Below are 21,233 nucleotides of genomic sequence, written 5' to 3'. Positions count from 1 at the left end.
GGCAAAACCGCACTTGCTTAAACTTTGGCACGATCGGTTCCCTCTCCCTGCGGGAGAGGGTTAGGGTGAGGGATGCTCGTAGATAATCTCCTCCTCTTCCATGCGCTCCTCAATCTGTTTCGCTACCCGCTGTAACGCACTCAAATGCTTCGCCGCCGCCTGTTCAATGGTCATCGCTTTGGCGATATACACCAGATTCAGACAACCCATTACCCGGCCCTGGCTGCGCACCGGCACGGCGATGGAGGCGATTTTTTCCTCCTGCTGCCAGCCGCCAAAGTTCTCGCCATAACCATTATGGCGCGTGCGTTCCAGAATTGATGCCAGCTTCTCGGGTTCGCGCGCCAGCTGGTATTCCGCTTCCGGGCGGCCTGCCAGCATGTCGATTATCGGCTGGCGGTCGTGCTCGGCGGAAAACGCCAGCCAGGTAATACCCGACGCGGTCAGCAGCAGCGGCAGGCGGCGACCCACCATGGCACGGTGAAAAGAGAGACGGCTAAAGCGGTGGGTGGTTTCGCGCACCACCATGGCGTCAACGTCGAGCGTAGTTAAATCAGTCGGCCAAATGACCTCGCGCAATAATTCGCCAAGTAATGGTGTTGCAAGTGCAGAAATCCAATGTTCGTCACGAAATCCTTCACTCAGCTGACGAACTTTCATCGTCAAACGGAAGCTGTCATCGGACAAACTGCGGCGAACGTAGCCTTCATCCTGAAGCGTTTCCAGCAGTCGCCGAACGGTGGTGCGATGCAGGCCGCTAAACTCAGCCAGCGTCGCGGTTGATGCGCCCCCATCGAATTTATTTAACAAATTTAATAACAATAACCCTCGGGTTAATCCGCGTACCGTTTTGTATTCTGTCGTCTCGTTGTTCTTCATGTTTCCTGACAATTCTAGAGTTAAAACAACTGTGTGCACTAAGTGCACATCTGCGCCTGTTTTGATTGTAGCCTAAATCCCCGGACATATACTGAGCGCATTATAAAAATATGTTCACATCAAATTAACAAATAACGGCACGGGGTATCCGTACCGATTATTTGGTCCGAGAAGTGAGGTAATGACATGACAACGATAAATCCCGATATCCAGCCTGCCGTTCAGCAGTCCGCTCAGGTCGCCATTATTGGCGCGGGCCCGGTTGGCCTGATGATGGCGAACTACCTTGGGCAGATGGGCGTCGAGGTACTGGTGGTTGAGAAGCTCGACAAACTGATCGACTACCCGCGCGCCATCGGTATTGACGATGAAGCGCTGCGCGCTATGCAGTCGGTCGGCCTGGTGGAGAACGTGTTGCCGCATACCACGCCGTGGCATGCGATGCGTTTCCTGACGCCGAAGGGTCGCTGCTTTGCCGATATTCAGCCGATGACCGACGAGTTTGGCTGGTCGCGGCGCAATGCCTTTATTCAGCCGCAGGTCGATGCGGTGATGTATGAAGGGCTATCGCGTTTCCCGAATGTGCGAGTGCTTTTCTCGCGCGAGCTGGAAGCGTTTAGTCAGAATGGTGACAGTGTCACGATTAATCTACAAGGCCCGGAAGGCCAGCGCGAAACGGTGAAAGCCGACTGGCTGGTTGCCTGCGATGGTGGGGCGAGCGTGGTGCGTCGTACGCTCAATGTGCCGTTTGAAGGCAAAACTGCGCCGAATAAATGGATAGTGATTGATATCGCCAACGACCCTTTATCGACACCGCACATTTACCTGTGCTGCGACCCGGTGCGCCCTTATGTCTCTGCCGCGCTGCCGCATGGCGTACGCCGTTTCGAGTTTATGGTAATGCCTGGCGAAACCGAAGAACAACTGAGCGAACCGCACAACATGCGTCAGTTGTTGAGCAAAGTGTTGCCGAATCCTGATCACGTCGAACTGATTCGCCAGCGCGTTTACACCCACAACGCGCGCATTGCCGAACGTTTCCGCGTTGATCGCGTGCTGCTGGCGGGCGATGCCGCACACATCATGCCCGTCTGGCAGGGTCAGGGTTACAACAGCGGGATGCGCGACGCCTTTAACCTCGCCTGGAAACTGGCGCTGGTGGTGAACGGTAAAGCGGGCGACCGTCTGCTCGACACCTACCAGCAGGAGCGTCGCGATCATGCCAAAGCGATGATTGATTTATCCGTTACCGCTGGAAACGTTCTCGCCCCGGCAAAACGCTGGCACGGCAACGTGCGTGATGGGATCTCCTGGTTGCTGAACTACATCCCGCCGGTAAAACGTTATTTCCTTGAAATGCGCTTTAAACCGATGCCGCAATATCGTGAAGGGGCGCTGGTGATGGACGCCAGCGCCAAAAACTCCCCGGTCGGCAAGATGTTTATTCAGCCGAAAGTGACCCGCGAAAGCGGCGAGGTGACGCTGCTGGATGACGTGATTGGCGCGAATTTCGCCATTATCGGCTGGGGCTGTAACCCGCTGTGGGGCATGAGCGAGCAGCAAATTGCTCGTTGGCGCGCGTTGGGTACGCAATTCATTCAGGTCGTGCCAGAGGTTCAGATCCACACCCCGCAGGACAACGTCGACGGCGTGATTCGCTTAGGCGATACGCAAAACCGCCTGAAAACCTGGTTCGCATCGCAGGACGCGTCGCTGGCGGTTATTCGCCCGGACCGTTTTGTCGCCGCGCTGGCCATCCCGCAAACGCTGGGTAACCAACTTAATCAGCTTGCCAGCGTCATGGCGTTGCAAGCCGTTTCATCCTCCGCTCCTTTTGAAAAGGTGGCCTGATATGAACGCATATCTGCATTGTCTCTCCCACACGCCGCTGGTCGGCTATGTCGACCCGGCACAGCCGGTACTGGATGAAGTGGATGGCGTGATTGCCGCCGCGCGCGAACGCATTGCCGCTTTTGACCCGGAACTGGTGGTGCTGTTTGCCCCCGATCACTACAACGGTTTCTTCTACGACGTGATGCCGCCGTTCTGCCTGGGCATTGGCGCGACGGCGATTGGCGACTTTTCCAGCGCGGCGGGGGAACTGCCGGTGCCGACGGATATCGCGGAAGCTTGTGCGCACTACAGCATGAAAAACGGTATCGACCTGGCGGTGTCCTACTGCATGCAGGTGGACCACGGTTTTGCCCAGCCGCTGGAGTTTCTGTTAGGCGGTCTGGATTCTCGCCCGGTGCTGCCGATCTTCATTAACGGTGTCGCCACGCCGCTGCCAGGTTTCCAGCGTACCCGCATGATGGGGGAAGTGATTGGCCGTTTTCTCACCACCCTCAACAAGCGTGTGCTGATTCTGGGTTCTGGTGGGTTATCGCATCAACCGCCAGTGCCGGAGCTGGCGAAGGTCGATGCGCATATGCGCGACCGCCTGCTGGGCAGTGGGAAGCATCTGCCGCCGGATGAGCGCGAGCTGCGTCAGCGCCGCGTTATCGAAGCCGCCGAGAAGTTTATTGAAGATCAGAAAAGCCTGCATCCGCTTAACCCGGTCTGGGATAACCAGTTTATGACGCTACTTGAGCAGAAGCGTTTGGGCGAACTGGATGCTGTCAGTAATGAAGAGCTTTCGGCTATTGCCGGGAAATCTACTCACGAAATTAAGACCTGGGTTGCCGCGTTCGCTGCGCTGTCGGCCTTTGGCGACTATCGCACCGAGGGGCGTTACTACCGCCCAATCCCTGAATGGATTGCCGGTTTCGGTTCCCTCAGCGCCCGTTCACAGAATTAAAGCAGGAGAAAACAATGACCTATCAACCGCAAACCGAAGCCGCAACCAGCCGTTTCCTGAATGTTGAAGAGGGCGGCCAGACGCTGCGCATCCATTTTAACGATTGTGGGCAGGGCGATGAAACCGTCGTCATGCTGCACGGGTCTGGCCCCGGTGCAACGGGCTGGGCGAACTTTAGCCGTAATATTGACCCGCTGGTGGAAGCCGGGTACCGCGTTATCCTGCTCGATTGCCCTGGCTGGGGGAAGAGCGACACCATTATTAACAGTGGTTCCCGTTCTGACCTGAACGCCCGCATTCTGAAAAGCGTAGTAGATCAACTGGATATCCAGAAGGTGCATCTGCTGGGCAACTCCATGGGCGGGCACAGTGCGGTGGCGTTTACCCTGACCTGGCCGGAGCGCGTCGGCAAACTGGTACTGATGGGCGGCGGCACGGGCGGGATGAGCCTGTTCACCCCGATGCCAACGGAAGGCATCAAGCTGCTGAACGGCCTGTATCGCGAACCGAATATCGACAACCTGAAGAAGATGATGAACATCTTCGTCTATGACCCGAGCGATCTGACCGAAGCGCTATTTGAAGCGCGTCTCAACAACATGCTGGCACGTCGCGATCATCTGGAAAACTTCATTAAGAGCCTGGAAGCCAACCCGAAACAGTTCCCGGACTTTAGTCCGCGCCTTGCGGAAATTAAAGCCCCGACGCTGATTGTCTGGGGCCGCAACGACCGCTTTGTTCCAATGGATGCGGGCCTGCGTCTGCTTTCCGGCATTAACGGTTCAGAGCTGCATATCTACCGCGACTGTGGTCACTGGGCCCAGTGGGAACATGCAGAATCCTTCAACCAGCTGGTGCTGGATTACCTCAACCGCGCATAAGGAGCCGTCATGACCACGTCGTCACTTGAACAACTGGCCGCCGCCCTGCGCGAGGCCGAACAAACCGGGCAGGCTATTGCGCCCCTGCGCGACATTATCGGCCTTGATAATGCCGAAGCCGCCTATGCCATCCAGGCCCTTAATGTGGAAAACGCGGTGGCGAAAGGCCGTCGCGTGGTCGGGCGCAAAATCGGCCTGACCCATCCGAAAGTGCAGCAACAGTTGGGGGTTGACCAGCCAGATTTCGGCACGCTGTTCGCCGATATGTGTTACGGCGACAACGACACCATTCCGTTTGACCGCGTGATGCAGCCGAAAATTGAAGCGGAAATTGCACTGGTGCTGAACCGCGATTTGCCAAACGCCGATACCACCTTTGATGAGCTATACGGCGCTATTGAATGGGTGTTGCCCGCGCTGGAAGTAGTGGGTAGCCGCGTGCGTGACTGGTCAATTAAGTTTGTCGATACGGTGGCGGACAACGCGTCCTGTGGCGTGTACGTCATCGGCAGCCCGGCGATGCGCCCGGCAGGGTTAGATCTGAAAAACTGCACCATGCGTATGACGCGTAATAACGAAGAGGTGTCCAGCGGTCGCGGCAGTGAATGCCTGGGGCATCCGCTTAACGCCGCCGTCTGGCTGGCGCGCAAGATGGCGAGCCTCGGAGAACCGCTGCGTGCAGGTGACATTGTGCTGACCGGCGCGTTGGGCCCGATGGTCGCCATCAATCCCGGCGATCGTTTCGAGGCACTTATTGAAGGTATTGGTTCTGTGGCAGCCACGTTCTCTGCCGCACAAGAAGGAAGTCAGTCATGAGTAAGATAAAAGTCGCCATCATCGGTTCAGGTAATATCGGCACCGATCTGATGATCAAAATTTTGCGTAACGGCAAGCACCTTGAGATGGCGGTTATGGTCGGAATCGACCCGGAATCCGACGGCCTGGCACGCGCGCGTCGCATGGGCGTCGCCACCACCCATGAAGGCGTCAATGGCCTGATGGCCATGCCGGAATTCGCCGACATCGATATCGTCTTTGACGCTACCAGCGCCGGGGCGCACGTTAAAAATGACGCTGCGCTGCGCGCAAAGAAACCCAATATTCGCCTGATTGACCTGACGCCTGCGGCAATTGGCCCGTACTGCGTGCCGGTGGTGAATCTCGATAAAAATCTCAGCCAGGGCAACGTCAACATGGTGACCTGCGGTGGCCAAGCGACCATTCCAATGGTAGCGGCAGTTTCCCGCGTGGCGAAGGTCCATTACGCGGAAATTATCGCCTCGATTTCCAGTAAATCTGCCGGGCCGGGCACACGCGCCAATATCGATGAATTTACCGAAACCACCTCGCAGGCCATTGAAGTGGTGGGCGGTGCGGCGAAAGGCAAAGCCATCATTATTCTCAACCCGGCAGAGCCGCCGGTGATGATGCGTGACACGGTGTATGTGCTGAGCGAGGACGCCTCGCAAATCGAAATTGAAGCGTCGATTGAAGAGATGGCCGCAGCCGTGCAGGCGTATGTGCCGGGCTATCGCCTGAAGCAAAAAGTGCAGTTTGAAATTATTCCGCAGGATAAACCGGTGACTATTCCGGGTATCGGTCAGTTCTCCGGGCTGAAAACGGCGGTGTATCTGGAAGTCGAAGGCGCGGCGCACTATCTGCCCGCCTATGCCGGAAACCTCGATATCATGACCTCAGCGGCGATGTCGACGGCGGAAAAAATGGCGCAAACCATGGTGAAAGCAGCAGGAGAAGTCGCATGAACGGTAAAAAACTCTATATCTCCGACGTCACGCTGCGTGACGGTATGCACGCCATCCGCCATCAGTACTCGTTAGACAATGTGCGCCAGATTGCCAAAGCGCTGGATGACGCGCGAGTGGACTCCATCGAAGTGGCGCACGGCGATGGTTTACAGGGTTCCAGCTTTAACTACGGTTTCGGCGCGTACAGCGACATTGAATGGATTGAAGCTGCCGCCGATACGGTGAAACACGCCAAAATCGCCACCTTACTGATTCCGGGCATCGGCACGCTGCATGACCTGAAAGCCGCTTATCAGGCTGGCGCGCGCGTGGTGCGTGTGGCAACGCACTGCACCGAAGCGGACGTCTCAGCGCAGCATATCGCCTTCGCACGTGAGCTGGGCATGGACACCGTCGGCTTCCTGATGATGAGCCATATGACCACCCCGGAAAATCTGGCGAAGCAGGCGAAGCTGATGGAAGGCTACGGCGCAACCTGCATCTATGTGGTTGATTCCGGCGGCGCGATGAACATGAACGATATTCGCGACCGTTTCCGCGCACTGAAAGCGGTGCTCAAGCCGGAAACGCAAACCGGGATGCACGCACACCATAACCTGAGCCTTGGCGTGGCAAACTCGATCGTGGCGGTGGAAGAGGGGTGTGACCGTATTGACGCAAGCCTGGCGGGAATGGGTGCAGGGGCAGGGAATGCGCCTCTGGAAGTGTTTATTGCCGCAGCGGATAAGCTCGGCTGGGATCACGGCACCGATCTGTACGCGCTGATGGCGGCGGCAGACGATCTGGTGCGTCCGTTACAGGATCGCCCGGTGCGTGTTGACCGTGAAACGCTGGCGCTCGGTTATGCCGGTGTGTATTCAAGCTTCCTGCGTCACAGTGAAGTGGCGGCGCAGCGCTACGGCCTGAGCGCGGTGGATATTCTGGTTGAGCTGGGTAAACGCCGGATGGTTGGCGGCCAGGAAGACATGATCGTCGATGTGGCGCTCGACCTGAAAGCCAAAGCGTAAAACATAACAAGAAAGCTTCGCCCGCCCGGCATGATGCCCGGCGGGCGCGTTTGCAAGGAAAAAATGCGCAGCTGGCAACGTATCAGCCGCCTTTCACCTGTCACCCTCGCAAAGGTAACGCTATGTCGAACATCGCCTCTACACCTGCAACGTCACGCCTGATACTGACTATCGGGCTCTGTTTTTTGGTCGCCCTGATGGAAGGGCTTGATTTACAGGCGGCAGGCATTGCCGCAGTCGGTATCGCCCAGGCTTTTTCGCTCGATAAAATGCAGATGGGCTGGATTTTTAGCGCCGGGATACTGGGTTTGCTGCCCGGCGCGCTGGTCGGCGGAATACTTGCCGATCGTTATGGGCGTAAACGCATTCTGCTGGGTTCGGTGGTGCTGTTTGGTCTCTTTTCGATAGCCACTGCGCTGGCGTGGAGTTTTCCGTCACTGGTCTTTGCGCGTCTGATGACCGGCGTGGGGCTGGGTGCTGCGCTTCCTAACCTGATTGCCCTGACCTCCGAAGCGGCAGGCCCGCGTTTTCGCGGCACGGCGGTGAGCCTGATGTACTGCGGCGTGCCGATTGGAGCGGCGCTGGCGGCGGCGCTGGGATTCAGCGGCCTGGCGCAGGCGTGGCAAACCGTATTCTGGGTGGGTGGCGTGGTGCCGTTGCTGCTGGTGCCCTTACTGATGCGCTGGCTGCCCGAGTCGCAGGCTTTCACCCATCAACAGACGTCGTCGCCCGCGCCACTGCGCGCGTTACTCGCGCCGGGGACGGCTTCCTCCACGTTATTGCTGTGGCTCTGTTACTTCTTTACCCTGTTAGTGGTGTATATGCTGATTAACTGGCTGCCGATGCTGCTGGTCGATCAGGGCTTTAGTGGCTCACAGGCGGCGGGCGTGATGTTTGCTCTGCAAATCGGCGCAGCGGTGGGGACGCTTGTTCTCGGTGCGCTGATGGATAAACTGAGCCCAATGCGCATGTCGCTGCTGATTTACAGCGGGATGCTGGCCTCGCTGCTGGCGCTGGGCTCAGCGGAATCGCTGACCACGATGCTGCTTTCTGGTTTTGTCGCCGGTCTGTTTGCCACGGGCGGGCAGAGCGTGCTGTACGCGCTGGCACCACTCTTTTATCGCACCGAAATCCGCGCCACGGGCGTGGGTACGGCGGTAGCGATTGGCCGACTGGGCGCGATGAGCGGCCCGCTGCTGGCCGGAAAAATGCTGGCGCTGGGCACCGGTACGGTGGGGGTGATGGCAGCCTCCGCGCCGGGGATCGTTTTAGCGGGCGTGGCGGTTTTCTGGTTAATGAATCGACAGAAGCAGAAATCCACCGCAATCGAAGCTGCTTAAGCGCAATTTTACCGGGCGGCGCAATGCTGCCCGGCCTATCAATTTCCCTCTGTTTTGACCCTCTTGCCGGGGTTTTTCCGAGTTAATACAATAAAAAACGTAATCAGGTTGAAAGACAACGAGTAAGTCGCTCATACTCTTACCCAGTCTCCCGTGCATCAGAAAAGCCTGAAGATCAATAACAGGAATTCGCACGGTCGCATAATTAAGGAATCCCTCATGGCAGAAGAAACTATTTTCAGCAAAATTATTCGTCGCGAAATCCCGTCGGATATCGTTTATCAGGATGAGCTGGTTACCGCGTTCCGCGATATCTCCCCACAGGCGCCGACTCACGTGCTGATCGTGCCTAACATCCTGATTGCCACCACCAACGACGTGGCGCCTGAACACGAACAGGTGCTGGGGCGCATGGTGACCGTGGCGGCAAAAATTGCCCGTGACGAAGGCATTGCTGACGATGGCTATCGTCTGATCATGAACTGCAATCGCCACGGCGGGCAGGAAGTCTTCCATATTCATATGCATCTGCTGGGTGGTCGTCCGCTCGGGCCGATGCTGGCTCATAAAGGTTAAGTGATGAAAGCAGGCTTTTCAGCTGCGCTACTGGCTGCATTTTTGCTGGCCGGTTGTGGCTCGCAACCGGAAATTCCGGTGGGCGATCAGCAAACGCTGGTGATGGAATCGAATGTTCTGGCCGCCGGGATCAGCGCCGAAAAGCCTGAACTGACGCGGTCGGAAATTCAGGCGACCGCCAGCGCGAAGTTGTTCAATGAAAGGCGTGAACCTGTCACCCTTCATTATCGTTTTTACTGGTATGAAGCCAGAGGACTGGAAATGCACCCGCTTGAAGCGCCGCGTACCGTCACCATCCCGGCTATGGGATCGGTCACGCTGTACGGCAGCGCCAGCAGCCTGGGCGCACATAAAGTCCGACTTTATCTTTATTTGTAAGGGGTAAACCGGAATGACTACATTGCGTCGCTATGCGTTAATCTCGGCACTGGCTGTCCTGCTCTCCGGGTGCGTGGTGAAACAAGAACAACCTGCACCAGTGGAAGAGGCGAAGCCGACACCGCAACAGCCAGTCGAACCGCAGCAGCCGGTACCGACGGTGCCTTCTGTTCCGACGATCCCGCAGCAGCCTGGCCCTATTGAGCATCAGGACCAACAGCCGTCGCAGCCTGCGCCTCGTGTACGTCACTATGACTGGAATGGCGCGGTACAGCCGATGGCAGGCAAAATGTTGCAGGCGAGCGGCGTGAACGCGGGCAGCATTCTGCTGGTCGATAGCGTGAATAACCGTACCAACGGAACGTTGAACGCGGCGGAAGCGACAACGGCGCTGCGTAACGCACTGACCGGCAACGGTAAATTCACCCTGGTTTCCGCGCAGCAACTGGCTGTCGCCAAACAGCAGCTTGGCCTGTCGCCGCAGGATAGCCTCGGTTCGCGCAGCAAAGCGATGGGGATTGCCCGCAACGTCGGCGCACAGTATGTGCTGTACAGCAACGCCACCGGCAACGTGAATTCCCCGGTACTGAAAATGCAGCTGATGCTGGTACAGACGGGCGAAATTATCTGGTCAGGTAGCGGTGCCGTTACGCAACAATAAGCTCACGCGTGATGCGGTTCTGTCACGCTATTTCCCGCACTATCATCTTGTCGCCAGCCCTGATTATTCAGGGCTGAGCGGCAGTAGCTGTATCATCGCCTTCGGTGAACAGCAGCGGGTTTTGCGCCAGCACCACACGGCGCAGGCCCGCGAATTTCACTTCCTGCGTCAATATCACGCGCTCACGCGTTTACCCTCCACGCTCGCCCCGAAGCCGGATTTTTATACCTCTGGCTGGATGGCCGTTGAATTTTTCAGCGGAGAGGTGAAAAGCGTGCTGCCGCCCCCTCGCCAACTGGCGTCTCTCCTGTATCATCTGCATCAGCAGCCGCGTTTTGGCTGGCGCGTAACGGTGCTGCCGTTGCTGGAACGCTACTGGCAGCAGTGCCACCCTGCGCGACGCACACCGTTCTGGCTGCGCACGTTGCATCGTCTGCAAAAGCAGCGAGAGCCGCAGCCGCTGCGCCTTTCGCCATTGCATATGGATGTTCACGCGGGCAACATTGTGCATACGCCTGTCGGGTTGCGGCTGATTGACTGGGAGTATGCCGGGGACGGCGATATTGCACTGGAGCTGGCGTCGGTGTGGATGCATGACGCGCATCAACGCCGTGACTACAGCGATGCGTATGCGGAGCGAGCGAGCATTGCGCCAGACGTGCTTTGGCAACAGATTTTACGCTGGCGGCCCTGGGTGTTAATGCTCATGGCGGGCTGGTATGAGTGTCGCTGGCAGCAAACCGGCGACCGACAATTTATCACGCTGGCAGATGAAGTTTGGTGTCAGTTAAAGGAAAAACGATAAGAGAGGTCAGTGTGGGTCCGGTAATGTTGGATGTAGAAGGCTACGAGCTGGATGCGGAAGAGCGCGAGATTCTGGCGCATCCGCTGGTGGGCGGCCTGATTTTATTTACCCGTAACTATCATGATCCAGCGCAGCTACGCGAACTGGTGCGCCAGATCCGCGAGGCGTCGCACAATCATCTGGTGGTGGCGGTCGATCAAGAAGGTGGCCGGGTACAGCGTTTCCGTGAAGGCTTTACTCGCCTGCCTGCAGCACAATCTTTTGCCGCCGTACTCGGCGAGGAAGAGGGCGGACGCCTGGCGGTTGAGGCCGGTTGGCTGATGGCCAGCGAAATGATCGCCATGGATATTGATATCAGCTTCGCCCCGGTGCTGGACGTCGGGCATATCAGCGCCGCGATTGGCGAGCGCTCTTATCATGCGGATCCGCAAAAAGCGCTGGCGATGGCGCGTCACTTTATCGACGGTATGCACAGCGCCGGTATGAAAACCACCGGCAAACACTTCCCGGGTCACGGCGCAGTCACCGCTGATTCGCATAAAGAGACGCCGCGCGATCCGCGTCACGAAGCTGACATTCGCGCGAAAGATATGGCGGTGTTCCAGACGCTGATTACGGAAAACAAACTCGATGCCATTATGCCTGCGCACGTCATCTACAGCGATGTTGACCCGCGCCCAGCAAGCGGCTCGCCGCACTGGCTCAAAACCGTGTTGCGCGGTGAGTTAGGTTTCGATGGCGTGATTTTCTCTGACGATTTGTCGATGGAAGGCGCGGCGATTATGGGCAGCTACGCCGAGCGCGGTCAGGCATCGCTGGATGCGGGTTGCGATATGATCCTGGTCTGCAATAATCGTAAAGGCGCGGTCAGCGTTCTTGATAACCTGTCGCCGATCAATGCGGAACGTGTTACGAAATTGTATCATAAAGGTTCATTTACGCGTCAGGCGTTGAGGGATTCCGCCCGCTGGAAGACCGTCAGTGCGCAACTGGAACAGCTCCATGAACGCTGGCAGGACGTGAAGGCAGGCCATTAACCCTCCCGACAAGGGAGTTGTGGTGAGGATCAAATGATTATCTATTTGCACGGTTTTGACTCGAACAGCCCAGGCAACCATGAAAAAGTGTTGCAGCTTCAGTTTATCGACCCGGATGTGCGGTTGATTAGCTACAGTACACTGCATCCAAAACATGACATGCAGCATCTGCTGAAAGAAGTGGACAAAATGTTGCAGCTCAACGTTGACGATCGCCCGCTGATTTGTGGTGTGGGGCTCGGTGGCTACTGGGCGGAACGCATCGGCTTTTTATGCGATGTGCGTCAGGTTATCTTTAACCCGAACCTGTTCCCTAACGAGAACATGGACGGGAAGATTGACCGCCCGGAAGAGTATGTCGATATTGCCACCAAGTGTGTGAACAACTTCCGCGAGAAAAACCGCGACCGCTGCCTGGCGATCCTTTCCCGGAAGGATGAGGCGCTCGACAGCCAGCGTTCGGCACAGGAACTGCATCACTTTTATGAAATTATCTGGGATGACGTTCAGGGGCATAAATTCAAAAGTATCTCTCCACATCTGCAACGTATCAAAGCCTTTAAAACCTTAGGCTAAAACTGTTTTATCACGCCCCGTTCTGGGGCGTGAAATGTTAAATTTCCCTCGCTTTTTACTTCTTTTATCCACAAAAAATCCCATGAAACGCTAAAGTTGCTTAACTTCTGCGCGGTAAAACTTGATGCACATCAAATTTGGTATGACCAATGCACCGTTCATGTTATTCTTCTTGCTGCTGAATGGTTTCTGGATAGTAACTTGTTGTTAGTTAAGAGCTATTTTAATAACTTTTAATTAACAATTGGTTAATAATTTTTAAGGGGGTCACGTGACTACACCAATCAAAAGAATCGTTATTGTGGGTGGTGGCGCTGGCGGCCTGGAACTGGCTACTCAACTGGGTAGAAAGCTTGGCCGGAGCAAAAAAGCGAAAATTACGCTGGTGGACCGTAACCACAGCCATCTGTGGAAGCCGCTGCTGCATGAAGTGGCAACCGGTTCGCTGGATGAAGGCGTGGATGCGCTGAGCTACCTGGCGCACGCGCGTAACCATCACTTCCAGTTCCAGTTGGGCTCAGTGATGGACATCAACCGTGAAGCGAAAACTATCACCATCGCAGAACTGCGTGATGAGAAGGGTGACCTGCTGGTGCCGGAACGTAAGCTGGCCTATGACACGCTGGTGATGGCGCTTGGCAGTACCTCCAATGATTTCAACACGCCCGGCGTGAAAGAGCACTGCATCTTCCTCGATAACCCGCATCAGGCGCGTCGTTTCCACCAGGAGATGCTGAACCTGTTCCTGAAATATTCAGCGAACCTTGGTGCGAACGGTAAAGTCAACATCGCCATTGTTGGCGGCGGGGCAACGGGCGTCGAGCTGTCAGCCGAACTGCACAACGCGGTGAAACAGCTGCACAGCTACGGCTATAAAGGCCTGACCAACGACGCGCTGAACGTCACGCTGGTGGAAGCGGGCGAACGCATTCTGCCTGCGCTGCCGCCGCGTATTTCCGGCGCCGCGCATAACGAGCTGACCAAAATGGGCGTACGCGTCCTCACGCAGACCATGGTCACCAGCGCTGATGAGGGTGGCCTGCATACCAAAGACGGTGAATATATTCAGGCCGACCTGATGGTGTGGGCAGCGGGCATTAAAGCGCCGGACTTTATGAAAGAGATTGGCGGCCTGGAAACCAACCGTATCAACCAACTGGTGGTTGAGCCGACGTTGCAGACCACGCGCGATGCAGACATTTTTGCCATTGGTGACTGTGCGTCCTGCGCGCGTCCGGAAGGAGGTTTTGTGCCGCCGCGCGCTCAGGCTGCGCACCAGATGGCAACCTGTGCACTGAATAACATTCTGGCACAAATGAAGGGCAAAGAGCTGAAACCGTATTCTTATAAAGATCACGGCTCGCTGGTTTCACTTTCGAACTACTCGACGGTCGGCAGCCTGATGGGCAACCTGATGCGCGGTTCGATGATGGTTGAAGGTCGCATCGCACGTATGGTGTATATCTCACTGTATCGTATGCACCAGATTGCGCTGCACGGCTATATCAAAACCGGCCTGATGATGTTGGTCGGTAGCATCAACCGTGTTATCCGCCCGCGCCTGAAACTGCACTAATGTAACATGCCGGCCCGACATTCAGTCGGGCCGTTTACAGCAGATTGTTCGCTAACTAACGGAAATTCCCGCTAAGACTCCTCTGAATCGCACTGGTTTGTGGTTTTATCTCGCACTTTTCATCCGCTTTCTCATTTGCTTACCCCCTCGTCAAGTTGCAGAATTGTTAGTATCAGCAACAAAGGAGGATTTCCCGTGAATAAATCGATGTTGGCGGGTATAGGGATTGGCGTTGCAGCCGCGCTTGGCGTGGCGGCAGTCGCCAGCCTTAACGTGTTTGACCGTGGCCCGCAGTATGCGCAGGTGATTTCGGCTAAACCCATCAAGGAAACCGTGAAAACCCCGCGCGAAGAGTGCCGCAATGTAGCCGTGACCCATCGCCGCCCGGTACAGGATGAAAACCGGATTACCGGTTCCGTGCTCGGTGCTGTCGCTGGCGGCGTGATTGGTCACCAGTTTGGTGGCGGACGCGGGAAAGACGTTGCCACGGTGGTAGGGGCATTAGGCGGCGGCTACGCCGGGAATCAGATCCAGGGCTCGATGCAGGATAATGATACCTACACCAGCACCCAGAAACGTTGCAAAACCGTGTATGACAAATCCGAGAAAATGCTTGGGTATGACGTGACGTATAAAATTGGCGACCAGCAGGGGAAAATCCGTATGGATAAAGATCCGGGAACGCAAATTCCGCTGGATAATAATGGCCAATTGGTCCTGACTAACAAAACGTAAAAATAGCGTTAATGTTGTTTTAGCCCCTCATTCGCTCAGGCTGAGGGGCTTTTTTTTGTGCACAGGATGGGGAAGGGCATCTTTATGGAATCCGAAATATGCGTGGGACGTGGAAGAATCACACCGGAGATGTGGGCGTTTTTGTAGAATACAGGCGTGCAGAATACCGCGTGAGCGCTTCAGGGTAGGGCGGTAGCGCAGGGATGTGAGTGAGAAATATGGAAGTGTTAGAGTTAACGGGGTATGGGTAGACATGCCTGATGGTGCTGAGAGGTTGTCAACAATAATTATAAAGGTATTTAAATGAACAAAAATATTGTTGTAGATAAATTAGTTAATGGATTAAATAGCTTGCTGGAAAATGCTTATATAGACCCTAACTCGGTAGACGACGAAGCTGATGCATTAGAGTATTTGGGAGAGCTATTAGTACAGGATAAAACTTGTTGTCTGTCTTTCTGTAAGACAATTTTGTATACATTGACATCTATAGATGGCGTAATTAAAGGCACTGCTTTAGATTTTTTACTTTTATCTGATGATTGGCGGGATGCATTTGATTATTTAATGAATAACTCAGAGATGCTATCTGTTAAGGAGTTAAAGATAGCCTTTTTTTATTTTTGTTGCGCAAAAAATGAAACTGCACCAAACCCTGTTCCCTACGGATTGTTTAAAAAATTGAGAAGTCAATATAAAATCATAAAAAATGATTCTAATCTTGATTCTGATGTTAGGTTTTATGGTTTGCATGAAATATACGATGAGTTTATTAATAGCTACCAACTGAACGATTGATTTAAAAAATAATAAGAAAAATGACAGGAGACAGATTGTTGTAGTATTAGGGAGTTAATTCGCAGTTGAAAGTAGTTATGGATCTGGAGTGAAAAAAGATGAAAAATGTCAATAAATATTAGGTGTTATAGTGCGATGGATATTGGTGATTTAAGAACTAAGTTAGATTGCCTTATGCAAAAATATAGCTATATATTTAATGATTTGTATCATATGTTTGAACCAGAAAGGGTTTTTTCTCATCAAGATATTAACGCGATCGATGATCGTGTTGAAAAATATAATTCAGAATCTACATTATTGGTTGCAGAAGAGTTTGGGATGATGAATCCTAAATCCTGTTTTTCAATTAGGGTTATGGATAAAACATTTCAGTTCTGGATACGCCAGAACTGGCTGACCTACTGAGGAAGGAGTTGGATGATGGTATTTTAATGCTTTTGAATTGTGAAACTCCAATTTAAAAAATACATGGTAAATAGATGGTTGGTGAGTTAATTTGTTTTTTTTGATGGGGGGGGCTGGTGCGCAAGGGAAAGGATGAAAATATAGTTTTTTGCATCATTAAGTACAGGCTTGTTGAGTGAAAATTATAACTATTCAGGAAAGTGATGAAACATAAGTTCAGACATTATATTGAGTGCTGACATAAAACCCACTGTTGTTGATGCAAGTCGGTGGTGTAATTAATTTTTTATCAACGTAATCTAAGAACGAAAAATGTGGTGGTTAATTGCATTTTCGTTCCTGCGTTTCTCAATCGTAATATGATATTTCTTGCTTTCTGTATTAGTGCAGAAAAATAGTATGATGAGTATTTGAACTGTTTATTGACAGTATTTTTATTGATATTAAACTTCAATTAAATAATTAATCCTCTGAATATAGAACAATTCAGAGGAAGAGGAATAAATCATGGGCGGAAAACCGGCGCCGCGGCAGGGTGACATGACCCGCATTCTTTCATAAAGATGATGGGGGAGATGGATGGAGAATGGTTAATTTGGCAGAAAATCTCTGTAAGAGAAGAGTTGGGAATATGTCCAAGAATATAATGAATAAGTATATTAAGATATGTTTTTTGAATATTTTGATTAGATCTGATTTTGCTTTTGGAGGCAACGCATATTACGTGCCATTTGATCGATGGACTTATGTTTCGATTACGCCTGATAATATTATTAGTGAGTGTGTTGAGAAATGGGTTGTTGCTTATAATGATGACATTAAACGTTAGTTTTCTATAATTTACGTTAGTGGCCAAGCTAATAGCTTTTCAAGCTAATTTGTACGATTTTTATATGTTGATGGGAACAGTTGTATATACATTGATGCTTATGGAGTGGCGTCATTTAATTTAAAGTATGGTGTAAAAATCAGTATTGATGAGTTGAATCCATTTCGGAGTATTCTTCCAGTTGGTGCAGTGATGTCCTGCAAGAAAAACACATGAGTGCCAGCTAAAAGAATATGAATATATTTTCGGGTTAATAATGTGGAATGTAATATGTATTATATAGATGTCTTGGAAAATTTTGCATTATAACTAAATCTTTAGTAAATATATTGTAATTATTGAGGAGGCAATTACAAGTGGGTATTTTAAATTATGCAATTTTACTGTGTTTTTTTAATTTATGGTGTAGGTATGAAACTATCATCCGATAGATTATTGTTTATAACAAGTTAACTCATATTGTTACTCCATATGTGACTGACTCTGAACATATTAAGGACAGATGCTCGTGTTGTAAGCGATCTGCAAGTGAATTTAACTATAAGGGTTGCAAATTTTAGAGGTGCAGTCTCAGTTGATGATGATATAGAACAATGGATAAAGGAGAACGTTCCAGGCCTACCAGATAAACTGGCTCAATGTTTTTCATGGTATTCAGCTTATCGCACAGACTAACGTTAAGTGTGTTTTACCATTTAGTGTCTATGATAATACGGTATCATTAACTCTTGATAAAAAGATATGGGAATCCAATGAACAAAATTCGCATTAAATATCTACAAGAAATGGCATCATTTGATGATTGCATATCCCAAACTATTGCATTAACTAATAAGTACTGGTATCCCCAAAAAACACCGGTGGTGATATTGTTTGCAGAGATTGGTAGGGCGATCGCAGAAAACTTCTGTTATCTCGACGAAAGTCAAAAAGTTGCCATCTTTAAACATATCGAAGAGGGTATGGATTCTCTCAATGACGAGTTGGCGACGGCTGTAGCAACAGGTCTTATCGAGGCAATAGTCACTAAGGCTGACAACAATTTTTTACTCTCCAAAGAACTGGATATCTTTTGGGGTGAGAAATCAAAATTCCACGCTTTAGCATGGCAAAACTTTGGTCAAGAATAGTGCTTCCAATAAATCTGGCTCTTTCTGGCATGTATCTCTGTAATCTCAATAGATAGAGAATATACGTGCGATAAAATTAAAGTAGCCCGAATTGTTGTTAGTTTATAACTAAGAGATATTGAATTAATGAAATATTTTATTTTGTTTTTAAGTGTTGTATTTTTGATCTTATCAATTTATGCCTTATAAGTTTTTAAATATAATCATTGTATTGTTAACCATATCAAGTGTTTGCGCTAAAGACAAAATTGTCATCCCGCGCAAAATGCTGGATGAGTATAAAACATTTTCCCTCGGCAAGTGTATAAACACCAACTATGCGAAGATGGGCATAGATTTTAATAAAGTCCCCCTTCATGACAACACCTATGGTTACATTGATATTGATGCGGGGTTAGGGTTTTATAGTAAACGAAATAATGTGTTAGCCAGGTATATAGAAGAGAAAACGGGCGATTTTTACAAGCCGAGCACACAGCAGGGGGATTTGGCATCAGCGAATATGGTCATGTACAAATGCGTTGATTTCTTCCGTTCGAGAGCCTTAGATGCCTTTCTTCGCAAAATTCTCTACAAAAGACTCAGCGATATTGCAAACGACACAGCCGATGATGAGGACTAACACCAGCTACATAACTTTTAATACAGCGGGAGCCCATCAACGCAGACTCCCTCATTCATTACAGTGCGATCGAATCCTCACTCACCCAACATATGCGGCCACAGCCCCAGCGTCGTGCGGGTAATCTGCATTAATGTGTCAAAACTTGCGCCTTCGCGCGCGCTAATCGACATACCCTGCAATACACAGCTTAAGAACAGCGCCAGCTCATTTACATCTTTCCCGGCCGGAATTTCACCTTTCTCCTGACGATGCTGTAAAAACTCGCGCAGTGTTTGTTCCTGAACAGCGTGGCGGGATTTAATGGTTTTGGCTATCTCTTTTGACGACGCCGCCAGCGCGGCGGACGTGTTAATCATAAAGCAACCCGCCGGAGTGTCTTTGCTGGTGTAGCAGGTCGCCACAGCGGTGAAGTAATCTTTCAGTGCTTCATCCACACGCTTGTCATCACAACAGAGCTTAGCTTCGTGTTTTGCGGCGAAGTGAGCAATGTAGTGATCGAGAACGGCGCGGAAGAGCCCCTCTTTATTCACGAATTCTGCATACAGGGTAGGTGCTTTTGCGCCCGTGGCCTCTACGAGATCGGAGAGTGACGTGGCTTCGTAGCCATGCTGCCAGAAAAGCGTCATTGCTTTATCCAGCGCTGCTTCCCGGTCAAATACTTTTGGTCGACCACGGCCCTTTTTAGCGCAACTTTGCGTCTCAGTTGTCATAGTGCCGTTGTACCTCTTTCGGTTTTAGTGAACGCTCATTATAAAAATAATCGCTTCAGGCTGCCAGCGGTGAATTCCCAAAAATAAATAATTCATATGGGTATGAAAAATAGGCTGATTTTAATTATTTAAATGATCGTTATAAAAATCATGTTGACGAGTGATCCAGATCTCATTATCATTACCTTATCGATCGTTAAGTTAATAAAGATTGCTCTACATCATAGTTCATCTGCATAGGTCATAATCATGAAAAACGTAAAAACTCTGGCTCTCGCCGCTGTTCTGAGTTCTTTGTCATTCGCAAGTTTCGCTGCGGTTGAAGTTCAATCTACCCCGGCGGATCAGCATAAAGTCGGTACCATTGCGGCATCAGCTGGCCCGAACCTGGCTTCCCTGGAAGATCAGCTGTCTCAGAAAGCAGACGAAATGGGCGCTAAATCGTTCCGTATCACTTCCGTAAGTGGTCCGAACAATCTGCACGGTACGGCTGTTATTTATAAATAAGCATTAACTCCCTCATTAATGCCGTTTTAAATAAGCCACTGCCATAAAAAAGCCCTGAGTGATCGCATCACTCAGGGCTTTTGCCTGTCTGGAATCAGCGTTACATCGACTGCTCTTGCGCAACGTGATGGCGGGTGACGTCAACCGGCATGCCGGAACGCAGCTCCATCGCATAGTTCATCACATCCGTATTCGTCTGTGCCTTCTCTTTAAACGCACTCATCGTCTCATTCAGCACAATAGGCTGCGTTTTCGGGTCATCATCGATATGTTTTGACAGGGGCTGGTGAACTTCAACCAGATGGACGCCGCCCGGTTCAACCGAGGCTTTAATCGGCGTGTTGATGATATTCACTTTGGTGCCCGGCGTCACTTTCTCAAACAAGTTGCGGATATCACCGTCGCGCAGGCGAATACAGCCGGAGCTGACGCGCATGCCGATACCAAAGTCGGCGTTCGTTCCATGGAGCAGATAAACGCCGCCCTGTGCCGCTAAGCGAATAGCGTGATGGCCCATCGGGTTATCCGGACCGGCGGGCATCACGGCTGGCAAGATAATACCCTGTGCTTTATAGCGGGCGCGAATGTTTGCTGTGGGTGTCCAGGTCGGATTGGCTCGTTTGTCCGATACGGTGGTTACCATGGTTGGGGTTACCGTATCGCCGCCTAACTGACCGATGCCGATAGGGTAGACAGTGACTTTGTTGCTTCCCGGTGGGTAGTAATAGAGGCGCAGTTCGGCCAGATTGATGACGATGCCTTCCCGCGGCACGTCCGGCAAAAGCGTTTGCAGTGGAATGGTCAGCACGCTGCCTGCGCGTGGTACGTAGGGGTCTACGCCAGGGTTTGCCTGCAATAAAGCCAGGAAACCGACGTTATATTTTTTAGCGATTGCCTCCAGCGAGCCACCGTCATTCTCAACCACATGATAGCGGTTTTCCCCGACGAGTCGGCTGCCGTTGGCTGGCAACTGCCAGGTATTGGCGGAAACGGGCAGGCTCCACGCAACGGTTGCGGCAAGCGCAATGCCCACTGCCCAGCGCGTAAAACGTCTTTGTTTGCTCATCATGTTCATCCAGTTAACAAGTCGCTAAAACATAAACAGATATTATGATTGCTGGAAGTGTCGGGAAGTGAAGGGCGTTTGCAAGTATGTGTAAATGTTTCGGAGGAGACAGCCCTGGCGACAAGAGCTGCCAGACGATGAGTTAC

23 protein-coding genes are annotated in these 21,233 nt (G+C 51.9%); 20 read left to right on the top strand and 3 right to left on the bottom strand.

The window, feature by feature from the left end; genetic code table 11:
- Positions 1 to 60 precede the first annotated feature (60 nt).
- Positions 61 to 879 (bottom strand): DNA-binding transcriptional regulator, encoded by an 819-nt coding sequence (locus tag F0Q32_RS08240; protein WP_149462660.1) that lies wholly within the window; start codon positions 877 to 879, stop codon positions 61 to 63.
- A 186-nt stretch (positions 880 to 1,065) separates the two neighbouring features.
- On the opposite strand from F0Q32_RS08240, the gene F0Q32_RS08235 reads away from it, so the two are divergent.
- The 19 genes from F0Q32_RS08235 to F0Q32_RS08145 all read left to right on the top strand — a co-directional run bounded on the left by F0Q32_RS08235 (position 1,066) and on the right by F0Q32_RS08145 (position 18,801).
- Positions 1,066 to 2,730 carry a bifunctional 3-(3-hydroxy-phenyl)propionate/3-hydroxycinnamic acid hydroxylase gene (locus tag F0Q32_RS08235; protein WP_149462659.1) on the top strand — a complete coding sequence of 555 codons (1,665 nt, stop codon included), beginning with the start codon at positions 1,066 to 1,068 and terminating at the stop codon, positions 2,728 to 2,730.
- A gap of 1 nt (position 2,731) precedes the next feature.
- Complete coding sequence (gene mhpB / locus F0Q32_RS08230) at positions 2,732 to 3,676, top strand: 2,3-dihydroxyphenylpropionate/2,3-dihydroxicinnamic acid 1,2-dioxygenase (protein ID WP_149462658.1); 945 nt, start codon at positions 2,732 to 2,734, stop codon at positions 3,674 to 3,676.
- 14 nt (positions 3,677 to 3,690) lie between these two features.
- Positions 3,691 to 4,557, top strand: a complete 867-nt coding sequence (mhpC, locus tag F0Q32_RS08225) for a 2-hydroxy-6-oxonona-2,4-dienedioate hydrolase (RefSeq protein WP_149462657.1) — start codon at positions 3,691 to 3,693, stop codon at positions 4,555 to 4,557.
- 9 nt (positions 4,558 to 4,566) lie between these two features.
- Complete coding sequence (mhpD, locus tag F0Q32_RS08220) at positions 4,567 to 5,373, top strand: 2-keto-4-pentenoate hydratase (protein ID WP_149462656.1); 807 nt, start codon at positions 4,567 to 4,569, stop codon at positions 5,371 to 5,373.
- Positions 5,370 to 6,320, top strand: a complete 951-nt coding sequence (mhpF, locus tag F0Q32_RS08215) for an acetaldehyde dehydrogenase (RefSeq protein ID WP_149462655.1) — start codon at positions 5,370 to 5,372, stop codon at positions 6,318 to 6,320. Before mhpD ends, mhpF begins: the two co-directional genes overlap by 4 nt.
- Positions 6,317 to 7,330, top strand: a complete 1,014-nt coding sequence (gene mhpE, locus F0Q32_RS08210) for a 4-hydroxy-2-oxovalerate aldolase (protein ID WP_149462654.1) — start codon at positions 6,317 to 6,319, stop codon at positions 7,328 to 7,330. Before mhpF ends, mhpE begins: the two co-directional genes overlap by 4 nt.
- Before the next feature lie 122 nt (positions 7,331 to 7,452).
- A complete protein-coding gene (gene mhpT / locus F0Q32_RS08205) occupies positions 7,453 to 8,670 on the top strand; it encodes a 3-(3-hydroxy-phenyl)propionate transporter MhpT (RefSeq protein WP_149462653.1) in 1,218 nt (405 codons plus the stop codon).
- Between the two features lie 219 nt (positions 8,671 to 8,889).
- Entirely contained in the window at positions 8,890 to 9,246 is a 357-nt protein-coding gene (gene hinT / locus F0Q32_RS08200; protein ID WP_015964223.1) for a purine nucleoside phosphoramidase, read from the top strand.
- A 3-nt stretch (positions 9,247 to 9,249) separates the two neighbouring features.
- On the top strand, positions 9,250 to 9,624 hold the full coding sequence (locus F0Q32_RS08195) for a YcfL family protein (RefSeq protein ID WP_015964224.1): 375 nt from the start codon (positions 9,250 to 9,252) through the stop codon (positions 9,622 to 9,624).
- 22 nt (positions 9,625 to 9,646) lie between these two features.
- Positions 9,647 to 10,285 (top strand): penicillin-binding protein activator LpoB, encoded by a 639-nt coding sequence (gene lpoB, locus F0Q32_RS08190; RefSeq protein ID WP_188016846.1) that lies wholly within the window; start codon positions 9,647 to 9,649, stop codon positions 10,283 to 10,285.
- The gene (gene thiK, locus F0Q32_RS08185; protein WP_149462652.1) at positions 10,266 to 11,090 is read left to right on the top strand and encodes a thiamine kinase; all 825 of its coding nucleotides are present in this window, start codon (positions 10,266 to 10,268) and stop codon (positions 11,088 to 11,090) included. The genes lpoB and thiK overlap by 20 nt, the downstream gene beginning before the upstream one ends.
- Positions 11,091 to 11,101: 11 nt before the next feature.
- Positions 11,102 to 12,127 carry a beta-N-acetylhexosaminidase gene (gene nagZ / locus F0Q32_RS08180; RefSeq protein ID WP_149462651.1) on the top strand — a complete coding sequence of 342 codons (1,026 nt, stop codon included), beginning with the start codon at positions 11,102 to 11,104 and terminating at the stop codon, positions 12,125 to 12,127.
- Positions 12,128 to 12,160: 33 nt separating this feature from the next.
- Positions 12,161 to 12,703, top strand: coding sequence for an alpha/beta hydrolase YcfP (gene ycfP / locus F0Q32_RS08175; protein WP_149462650.1), 543 nt, complete (start codon positions 12,161 to 12,163; stop codon positions 12,701 to 12,703).
- Between the two features lie 271 nt (positions 12,704 to 12,974).
- Complete coding sequence (locus tag F0Q32_RS08170; protein WP_015964229.1) at positions 12,975 to 14,279, top strand: NAD(P)/FAD-dependent oxidoreductase; 1,305 nt, start codon at positions 12,975 to 12,977, stop codon at positions 14,277 to 14,279.
- 195 nt (positions 14,280 to 14,474) lie between these two features.
- A complete protein-coding gene (locus F0Q32_RS08165; RefSeq protein ID WP_015964230.1) occupies positions 14,475 to 15,014 on the top strand; it encodes a glycine zipper 2TM domain-containing protein in 540 nt (179 codons plus the stop codon).
- Between the two features lie 303 nt (positions 15,015 to 15,317).
- Complete coding sequence (locus F0Q32_RS08160) at positions 15,318 to 15,812, top strand: hypothetical protein (protein WP_149462649.1); 495 nt, start codon at positions 15,318 to 15,320, stop codon at positions 15,810 to 15,812.
- A 135-nt stretch (positions 15,813 to 15,947) separates the two neighbouring features.
- Positions 15,948 to 16,220, top strand: a complete 273-nt coding sequence (locus F0Q32_RS08155; protein WP_255475177.1) for a hypothetical protein — start codon at positions 15,948 to 15,950, stop codon at positions 16,218 to 16,220.
- A 1,581-nt stretch (positions 16,221 to 17,801) separates the two neighbouring features.
- Positions 17,802 to 18,179 (top strand): hypothetical protein, encoded by a 378-nt coding sequence (locus F0Q32_RS08150; protein ID WP_149462648.1) that lies wholly within the window; start codon positions 17,802 to 17,804, stop codon positions 18,177 to 18,179.
- Positions 18,180 to 18,357: 178 nt separating this feature from the next.
- On the top strand, positions 18,358 to 18,801 hold the full coding sequence (locus tag F0Q32_RS08145) for a hypothetical protein (RefSeq protein ID WP_149462647.1): 444 nt from the start codon (positions 18,358 to 18,360) through the stop codon (positions 18,799 to 18,801).
- A 77-nt stretch (positions 18,802 to 18,878) separates the two neighbouring features.
- Here F0Q32_RS08145 and F0Q32_RS08140 read toward each other — a convergent pair whose 3' ends face one another.
- Positions 18,879 to 19,514 carry a TetR/AcrR family transcriptional regulator gene (locus F0Q32_RS08140; RefSeq protein ID WP_015964234.1) on the bottom strand — a complete coding sequence of 212 codons (636 nt, stop codon included), beginning with the start codon at positions 19,512 to 19,514 and terminating at the stop codon, positions 18,879 to 18,881.
- A 249-nt stretch (positions 19,515 to 19,763) separates the two neighbouring features.
- Between F0Q32_RS08140 and bhsA the strand changes: the two genes are divergently transcribed.
- Positions 19,764 to 20,021, top strand: coding sequence for a multiple stress resistance protein BhsA (gene bhsA, locus F0Q32_RS08135; protein WP_015964235.1), 258 nt, complete (start codon positions 19,764 to 19,766; stop codon positions 20,019 to 20,021).
- A gap of 100 nt (positions 20,022 to 20,121) precedes the next feature.
- Here bhsA and F0Q32_RS08130 read toward each other — a convergent pair whose 3' ends face one another.
- Complete coding sequence (locus F0Q32_RS08130; protein WP_149462646.1) at positions 20,122 to 21,087, bottom strand: L,D-transpeptidase family protein; 966 nt, start codon at positions 21,085 to 21,087, stop codon at positions 20,122 to 20,124.
- Positions 21,088 to 21,233: the final 146 nt, after the last annotated feature.

The organism is Pseudocitrobacter sp. 73 (genome assembly GCF_008369545.1).
In the GTDB taxonomy this organism is placed as follows: domain Bacteria; phylum Pseudomonadota; class Gammaproteobacteria; order Enterobacterales; family Enterobacteriaceae; genus Pseudocitrobacter; species Pseudocitrobacter vendiensis.
The sequence above is the reverse complement of the archived record's forward strand: the minus strand, read 5'-3'. Positions and strand labels throughout refer to the sequence as shown.